Origin of the sequence: Pseudomonas sp. (assembly GCF_037994325.1) — a bacterium.
Taxonomy (GTDB): Bacteria; Pseudomonadota; Gammaproteobacteria; order Pseudomonadales; family Pseudomonadaceae; genus Aquipseudomonas.
Genome location: NZ_JBBNAH010000366.1, coordinates 1 through 8,373 on the forward strand (window position 1 = coordinate 1; position 8,373 = coordinate 8,373).

Annotated in this window: 6 protein-coding genes and 1 pseudogene; 3 read left to right on the plus strand and 4 right to left on the minus strand. The window is 54.8% G+C overall.

Annotated elements, in window-relative coordinates; translation table 11 throughout:
- The first annotated feature begins 159 nt into the window (after window positions 1-159).
- From AAAB16_RS12445 to AAAB16_RS12455, 3 genes are all read left to right on the plus strand, one after another.
- Window positions 160-1,869 (plus strand): DUF1302 domain-containing protein, encoded by a 1,710-nt coding sequence (locus tag AAAB16_RS12445; protein ID WP_340663602.1) that lies wholly within the window; start codon window positions 160-162, stop codon window positions 1,867-1,869.
- 29 nt (window positions 1,870-1,898) lie between these two features.
- Window positions 1,899-3,266 carry a DUF1329 domain-containing protein gene (locus AAAB16_RS12450; RefSeq protein ID WP_340663597.1) on the plus strand — a complete coding sequence of 456 codons (1,368 nt, stop codon included), beginning with the start codon at window positions 1,899-1,901 and terminating at the stop codon, window positions 3,264-3,266.
- Between the two features lie 474 nt (window positions 3,267-3,740).
- Window positions 3,741-5,378 (plus strand): GMC family oxidoreductase, encoded by a 1,638-nt coding sequence (locus tag AAAB16_RS12455; RefSeq protein WP_340663598.1) that lies wholly within the window; start codon window positions 3,741-3,743, stop codon window positions 5,376-5,378.
- A gap of 113 nt (window positions 5,379-5,491) precedes the next feature.
- Here the strand turns inward: AAAB16_RS12455 and AAAB16_RS12460 are convergent, their stop codons facing one another.
- The 4 genes and pseudogenes from AAAB16_RS12460 to AAAB16_RS12475 all read right to left on the minus strand — a co-directional run.
- Complete coding sequence (locus AAAB16_RS12460; RefSeq protein ID WP_340663599.1) at window positions 5,492-6,235, minus strand: SDR family NAD(P)-dependent oxidoreductase; 744 nt, start codon at window positions 6,233-6,235, stop codon at window positions 5,492-5,494.
- Window positions 6,236-6,446: 211 nt separating this feature from the next.
- Entirely contained in the window at window positions 6,447-7,232 is a 786-nt protein-coding gene (locus tag AAAB16_RS12465; protein WP_340663600.1) for an SDR family oxidoreductase, read from the minus strand.
- A 60-nt stretch (window positions 7,233-7,292) separates the two neighbouring features.
- Window positions 7,293-8,147, minus strand: a complete 855-nt coding sequence (locus tag AAAB16_RS12470; RefSeq protein ID WP_340663601.1) for an alpha/beta hydrolase — start codon at window positions 8,145-8,147, stop codon at window positions 7,293-7,295.
- A gap of 66 nt (window positions 8,148-8,213) precedes the next feature.
- Window positions 8,214-8,373 (minus strand): annotated as a pseudogene (locus AAAB16_RS12475) (alkene reductase); the annotation flags it as partial.

The window sequence follows — 8,373 nt, forward strand, 5'->3', positions numbered from 1 at the left end:
CCACAATACTATACAAAACGTATAGCGATTGTGGGTTTTGCTGCAAATCGATTGCCTCTCCACAAATCGCTGTCGTCCACACAAATTACAAAAAAAATTGGAGTGGCTGTCATGACAAGAAAAAGACTCGGCTGGTATCTGACGAAATTGCCGCATGCCATGTGTTTAGGCTCTGTGCTGTCCACGCCGGCATTGGGCGAGACATTCAGCGTCGGCGAGATCAAAGGCAAATTCGACTCCTCGCTATCGGTGGGCGCCAGCTGGTCGGTGCGGGGGGCCGACCCAGCATTAGTCGGAGCCAGCAACGGCGGTACAGCGTCTTCACAGAACAATGACGACGGGCGTCTTAACTTCAAAAAGGGCGAGACGTTCTCAAAGATCTTCAAGGGCATTCATGATCTTGAGCTGAAGTATGGCGACACCGGCGTGTTCGTCCGCGGGAAGTACTGGTACGACTTCGAGCTGAAAGACGAGCACCGTCTGCTGTATGACATCGACGACCACAATCGCAAACAAGCTGCTCAAGCTTCGGGCGCGCAGATCCTCGACGCGTTCGTCTACCAGAACTACACCGTTGCCGATCAGCCAGGCGCTGCACGCCTCGGTAAACAAGTGGTGAGCTGGGGGGAGAGCACCTTCCTGTTAAACGGTATCAACGCCATTAACCCGGTTGACGTCGCGGCGTTCCGGCGCCCCGGAGCCGAAATCAAGGAAGGGCTGATTCCGGTAAATATGATTTTCCTGTCTCAGGGATTCACCGACTCATTATCCGCCGAAGCGTTTTATCAGTTGGAGTGGGATCAGACCGTACTGGATAACTGCGGAACGTTTTTCACGGCGACCGACGTATTGGCGGATGGCTGTGACAAACGCTTAGCGATTTCCGGCTCCGACGTTAATCCTGTCCCGAGCGCTGGCTATAGCTATGTAGGACGCCTTGGTGATCGTGATGCGCGCGATAGCGGGCAGTATGGCGTGGCGCTGCGCTGGTTCGCCGAGCAGTTAAACAACACCGAGTTCGGCCTGTATGCCCTCAACTACCACAGTCGCACGCCTATCGTCAGTACTGTGGTTGGCAGTGCGCCTTTTGCAGTTGATCCGGCAACCGGCGAAGCCTCAGCCAAGTACTTTGCCGAGTATCCGGAAGATATACGGCTTTACGGCCTCAGCTTCTCCACCACCGTGGGCTCCACGGCTCTTTCTGGCGAGGTCAGCCATCGCCCGAATATGCCACTGCAACTAAACACGACTGACTTGGTTCTCGGCGCCGTGGCACCGCTGGGCTTTCTAGGTAACCCGGTGTTTACCAGCGGCCACGCCAGCGCCGCGGCGGGGGAGGAAATACGAGGCTACGTACGCAAGCCATTTACCCAGGCACAAGTGACTGCCGTCCAGTTCATTGACAGGGTCATGGGGGCTGATCGCCTGACCTTGATCGGTGAGGTGGGTTACAGCCATATCGGCGATATCAATCAGAGCGAGTTGCGCTTTGGGCGCGATGTTGCTTTTGGCAATGGCGAGGTACCGGGTGGTTTCTGCGCGACGGCGTTGAACACCAGCAATCCTGATCAGTGCAACGATAAGGGGTTTTACACCTCGACATCCTGGGGTTACAGCACGCGAGCCGTTCTGGATTACCAGAGTGTGATCGCCGGGGTCAATTTGAAGCCCAACCTTGCCTGGTCGCATGACGTTGACGGCTATGGCCCGACCTTTAACGAGGGCAACAAGGCGATCAGCCTAGGCCTGGATGCTGACTATCAAAACACCTATACGGCCAGCCTTTCTTATACCGACTTTTTCGGCGGTGAGTACAACACCAACATTGATCGGGATTTTGTTGCGCTAAGCGTTGGCGTGAACTTTTAAGCGTTAAGATAATTAAGGAAAATCTACATATGAAAACAATAAATCGCATGCTGCGGTCCGGTGTTTTAACACTGTCTCTCTTTGCCAGCAGTGTAATGGCCGCCGTATCGAACGATGAAGCCTCAAAGCTTGGCACCACACTTACGCCGGTGGGTGCGGAAAAAGCGGGAAATGCTGAGGGCAGTATCCCTGCATGGAATGGTGGTTTGCCAAAAAATGCCGGAGCAGTTGATGCTAAAGGATTTTTAGCTGACCCGTTCAGTGCCGAACAGCCTCTATTTATCATCACTGCACAGAATGTCGATCAGTATAAGGACAAGTTGACTCCCGGTCAGATCGCGATGTTCAAGCGCTATCCGGGCAGTTACAAAATTCCGGTGTTTACTACGCATCGATCGGCAGCATTTCCAAGTTTCATCTATGATACCGCGAAGACGAACGCCGTTAGCACAACCTTGGTTGAAGGCGGGAACGGCTTGGAGAATTTTAAAATATCCATGCCGTTTCCAATTCCCAAGAATGGTCTGGAAGTTATTTGGAACCACATTACTCATTACCGAGGCGGTAGCGTTGCCCGCGCGATAACACAAGCGATGCCGCAAGCAGACGGTGCTTACAACCTGGTTTACTTTGAGGATGAAACTGCGTTTCCCTATGCGTTAACAGACTTTGACGCCAGCAAACCTAACAACATATTACTGTACTTCAAGCAGCGCGTGGTTGCTCCAGCTCGGTTGAGCGGTGATGTATTGCTGGTGCATGACACGCTGGACCAAGTGAAGGAGCCCCGCATGGCATGGCAATACAACGCCGGGCAGCGGCGCGTTCGACGAGCGCCGCAAGTTTCATACGACGGCCCGGCACCAGCCAGTGACGGTTTGCGCACATCGGATAACGTAGACATATATAACGGCGCGCCAGATCGGTATGAGTGGACGCTAAATGGCAAGAAAGAAATTTATATTCCTTACAATAGCTATCGTCTCGACTCACCGACATTAAAGTACGCGGATATTATCAAGGTAGGGCATATTAATCAGGATTTAACACGCTATGAACTGCACCGTGTTTGGCATGTTACTGCCACGCTAAAAGCTGGCGAGCGACATATCTATGCAAAGCGTGAGTTCTACATAGATGAGGATACTTGGGCAATCGCCGAAGCCGACCATTACGACAGTCGTGGAAATTTATGGAGAGTGGCCGAGGCACATGCTGTTTATTATTATGATAAACAGGTGCCTTGGTATAACGTCGAAACTCAATATGACCTGATGTCGGGGCGTTACATAGCCCTCGGTATGAAAAATGAAGCAGACCATTCGTTAAATTTCGAATTTACCGCTAAGCAGAGCGATTTTACCCCGACTGCATTGCGTCAGGCCGGAGTTCAATAATGTTGCGCTGCATAGGTACGATAAAGACACAGCCTTAAGTTCGTCAGTAGAACTCGTTTAGCGCTGTTACCTGTGGCCTCGGTACTCTTACCCCTCAGGGATTTTTCCCGAGGCCCTGTTTTGGCTCATTACTAAGCTGAAGCACCAGAAGGTGGGCGAGGGTTTTGTTTGGCATGGCCCATTGTTCAAACCTTTGCTTTCAAGCGGAACGTGACAGTTTTTCCCATCCGCCGCGTGCAAAGCGTTTGTCTCGAATTTCGCTGAAGCACAGCAACGCGATCTGATACGAGTCTGTCATTTCGTGTTTCTCAGTATTGCTTAGTACACACGTTCTAGGCGCGGACCACCCCAATAACACTATATAAAACGTATAGCATTATTGGGGTGCGATACGTATAGTTTGTACGTGATCGGCACAACCCATTCCCACACGTTGTGTCTTCCCAGAAAACCAATAAAAATGGGGCGAGCAGGATGAAACCGACTTTTGATTTTGACTTCATCATCATTGGTTCCGGCTTCGGCGGCAGCGTTTCGGCGCATCGGCTGACGGAGAAGGGTTACCGAGTAGGCGTGATGGAAATGGGCCGCCGCTGGCGGGCAGAGGACTTCCCTAAAAACAACTGGGATACGCGCCGGTGGCTTTGGCAACCCGCGCTGAAGATGTTTGGTTTCTACAGCATGCGAATGTTCCGTCATGTCGTGGTTGCGAGCGGTAACGCGGTAGGGGGTGGTTCAATTACCTACGCAAATGCCCTGTTGAGACCTTCGGATCGGGTGTGGGCTGAGGGCTCCTGGGCCGGCCTGGCGGATTGGACGAGCATTATGCCGACGCACTACGCCGAGGCTGAGCGGATGTTGGGTGTCACCGAAAGCAAGATCCTGGGCGATGCGGACATGCGCCTCAAAACGATGGCTGAGTTGTATAACGTTGCGCATACTTTTCATGCCCCTAACGTCGGTACGTTCTTCGCGCCTGAGGGCGACGCCCCGGGAAAAACCTACCCCGACCCCTATTTTGGCGGCGAAGGACCAGAGCGCGGCAGCTGTGTTGGCTGTGGCGGTTGCATGATGGGCTGCAAGCACAACGCCAAGAACACCCTGGACAAAAACTATCTATATCTGGCTGAAAAACGCGGAGCGCAGGTCTTCGCCGAAACGCGGGTGGTTGATGTTCGACCGTTGAACGGTAAAGCGGATGGCAGCGATGGCTACGAAGTCCATACCGAATGCTCGACCGCTTGGTTTCGCAAAAATAAGCAGGTCTTTCGCGCACGTGGTGTCGTGTTTGCCGCGTCCTCTCTGGGGACGATGGAGCTGCTGTTTCGTCTTCGGGAAAAAGGGTCGCTGCCGCGTATTAGTCGGGATCTTGGGAATCGTATACGTACCAACGCGGAGTCGCTTATCGGAATACGTTTCCCGGCCTCGGACAAAAATCTGTCGCTCGGTTTAGCTGGTGGCGCCAGTATCTACTTGGATGAGCGAACACATATAGGTGCCGTGCGTTATCCCGAGGGGTCAGATGCCATTGGCTTGATGATGACGCTCATGAGTGGCGGCCGCGCTGGCTGGCACCGTATAGGCGTCTGGCTACTGACGTTGCTCAGGCATCCTCTGCGAGCCGTCCGCATGCACAATCCGATCGGTTTTGCGCGTCAGACTATGTTGCTGCTGGTCATGCAGACGGTTGATGCACACATCAACATGCGCCTTGCACGCCGATGGTTTTGGCCATTTGGAAAACGACTGGTTACTGAAGGCGATCCAATTCCAACGTTTATTCCTGAGGCAAATGCCTTCGCTGAAAGGGGCGCCAAAGAATTGGGAGGGATCGCGACAACGTTCCTCAGCGAAATTCTGTTCAACGTTCCAACGACAGCCCACTGCATGGGAGGCTGTGCCATGGCGAAGTCCGCTGAACACGGGGTAATGGACGTGCAAAATCGCGTGTTCGGCTACCAGAACATGCTCATCTGCGATGGCTCGATGCTCAGCGCCAATTTGGGGGTGAATCCCAGCCTTACAATTACGGCACTGACCGAGCACGCGATGTCATACATTCCCGAGGTTGGCCGTGCCACCGTGGTGAAAGCGTCCAAAGCCGAAGCTTGACCGACAACCCAAAGCCCCTCCTAACGAGGCAGGGGCATTTATGTCGCTAAATGCACATTAAATTACTCCCCATGTCTAAACATCGAAAATGGATCGAATGTAAACACCGGCTCTTACCAGTTCTCTTTGTATGGACGCAGGTCCAGCTCCTGAGTCCAGGCCGAGCGCTGTTGTTGGTGGAGCGTCCAGTAGTTTTGCGCAATGGCATCTACGCCGAGAAGTCCATCTTCGCCAATGCGCTCCACCAGCTGCGGGTAAGCATTCTGAAGCCGATCGCCAAGAACGCCGCCATCGACAATCACATGCGCTACATGCAATCCCTTAGGACCGAACTCGCGTGCCATGCTTTGCGCGAGCATTCGAAGACCCGCCTTGGCGGCAGTAAAATGCGCATAGCCTGGTTTGCCACGTAGGCTGGCAGACGCTCCGGTAAAAATTACCGTGCCGCGTCCGAGCGGGGCCAACCGGCGTGCGGCTTCTCGGCCCACCAGGAATCCCGAGAAGCAACCTACTCGCCAAAAGTCCTCGAACTGCGCCGCAGTGAGTGTGGTGAAATCAATTAGCGCGTTGTTTCCAGCGTTAGAGACGACCACATCGGCGGGCCCACGACCGTCCCCAGGATTCATTGCCCGGTTGAAGGCGGCGATTACCTGCGCCTCATCGGTCGCATCAACCTGCAATGCTTCTGCGCTACCGTTTCCCGATGCATTGATCTGTTCCACGACGTGTTCAATTTTGGCGAGGGTGCGCCCGGTCACGATCACGTGGTAACCCTCGCTTGCGAATCGTTTGCTAACGGCTCCGCCGATACCGTGTGCCGATCCGGCCCCAAATACGATGGCTGTAGGTTGCGTCATTTCCTGTCTCCCTTGATTAGTTTTGTGCGTCGGCGCAGGTGCTGCAAAAGATAGGGGGCAAGCTGAGCGTGATACCAGCGAGTACCGCGCCTTGCAGTAAATTACGTCTGTAGATAGCGCTAGTGGACATGCAAACTCCCCCGCAACGCGTCAAGTGAAGTAAGCCTGTTGGCCTGGCGCTTCTGCTGAAGGGCCAGGCCATGTGATGGTGTCAGAGCGCGCTATAACGTTCGGCGGGGTGCGCCTGGCGAATGTCGGAGAGCAGCATCTTGCGTGCGCCGTCCAGGGCGTCCCAGCGTTCCGCAACGTGTAGTGGAGGGATGGTTATCAACTCGCGCCGATCGAACCCCACCAGAGCGGCATCGACCAATTCATCCACGTCCATGATCTCGGGAATCGTGTTCACATCAATGCCCGCACGTTCCCAAATTTCGGTGCGTGTGGCGGCCGGCAACACGGCTTGCACATAAACACCCTTGGGGGAAAGCTCCAGATGCAGGCCTTGGGAGAGGAACAGTACGTAGGCTTTGGTCGCGCCATACACGGTCATTCCCAGCTCAGGGGCCAAGCCAACAACTGAGCCTAGATTGACGATATTGCCTGTTCCCGCTTCGGCAAGACGCGGAGCTATGGCAGCGGCCAGGCAGGTAACAGCCGTGATGTTTAAGTCGATCAACTGGCGGATGCTTGCTCCATTTTGCTGTGCAAAACTGCCTGACTGGGCCAGGCCAGCGTTGTTGATCAGGGTATCTATGCGTTTATCCTCACGCAGCCGACGCTCGACGATGGCTAAGTCATCGGCGCGCGTTAGGTCAGCCGCAACCACGTCCACAGCCACACCATGTAGACCTTTGAGTCGGGCCGCCAGAACATCCATGCGCGCCTTATCACGAGCAACGAGCACCAAGTTGTGGCCGCGCACGGCAAAGCGTTCCGCGTAGGTGGCCCCTATGCCGGAAGACGCACCGGTGATGAGTACGTAAGACGACGTGTTCATTTTGTAATACCTCTGGTAGGGATACAGAAGCCGGCCGAGGGTGTCTGCCGGCAGATGAGCTCAGGCGAGTACGTCGTCGCGATCAAGAAACAGTTGGACTTGCGCTACGAACAATTCGGGATACTGGAACTGCGAGCCATGGCCGGAGTCCGGGTAGAGAATCAACTGGGCGTTCGGAATGTACTGTTGGAGCGTGAAAGAGTTGATGCTGGGCACCATGATGTCGCTGTGACCGTTGACGACCAACGTGGGTAGGCTGATCTCCTCCAGATAGGCATATCGTTCGCCGCGCGGTGCGCTCCATTCAGCAATGGCGGCCGCCTGGGCCTGGAGTACTTGCAGGGAGGAGGGTGGATCCTGATCGTGGCGCTGTTGGCGGCGTTCCCAGAATGCGCGACCCGCTGCCTGGCTCTTTTCCGAGGGCGAAAAAAACAGGTAGAGGAAATCTTCCAATGTAGGCACCGGGTTGCCGGCGACTTGGAAGATTTTTGGCTCAGGGTTGCGTTCGCCATTGCGAGGGCCGGTGCCTACCAGCACCAGACGGCGTACCAGCTGGCTGTATCGATGAGCCAGACTTTGGGCGACGAAGCCGCCGATGGAGAACCCCAGTACGTCCACCGCCGAAGGCAATGCCAATGCTTTGATGAAGTCAGCGATGCCGTCTGCCATGCCGTCGACAGTGGTGGCCGGTTCGCCACCTGAGGTGGCAACGCCGGCGTAGTTCACCAGAATCACTGCACGCCCCTGAGCCAGTCCATCAGTAATTAGTGGATCCCAGTTGTCGATACCGCCCCGAAAGTGCTGAAGAAATACCAACGGTGTTCCATTGCCAGTGCCGAATTGACGGTAGGCATAACGAACGCCGTTAGCCTCAAGAAACTGGGTTGGGGCAGTAATGTGGCTGTGTGTGCTCATTTGAAATCACTCACTAGTGTTAGGTATCAGGGTTACGGCCGCTGCCGAGCGGCCGGCCGCAGGTGCTCAGGCGTGTTCAGCAAGCGTTGGGTAGTCGGTGTAGCCTTCTGCGCCGCCGCCATACAGTTTCGAGGGGTTGAGCGGTGCGAGAGGTGCGCCAGCCTTCAATCGTTCGACTAGATCGGGATTGCTGATAAATGGGCGACCGAAAGCGAAAAGATCTGCC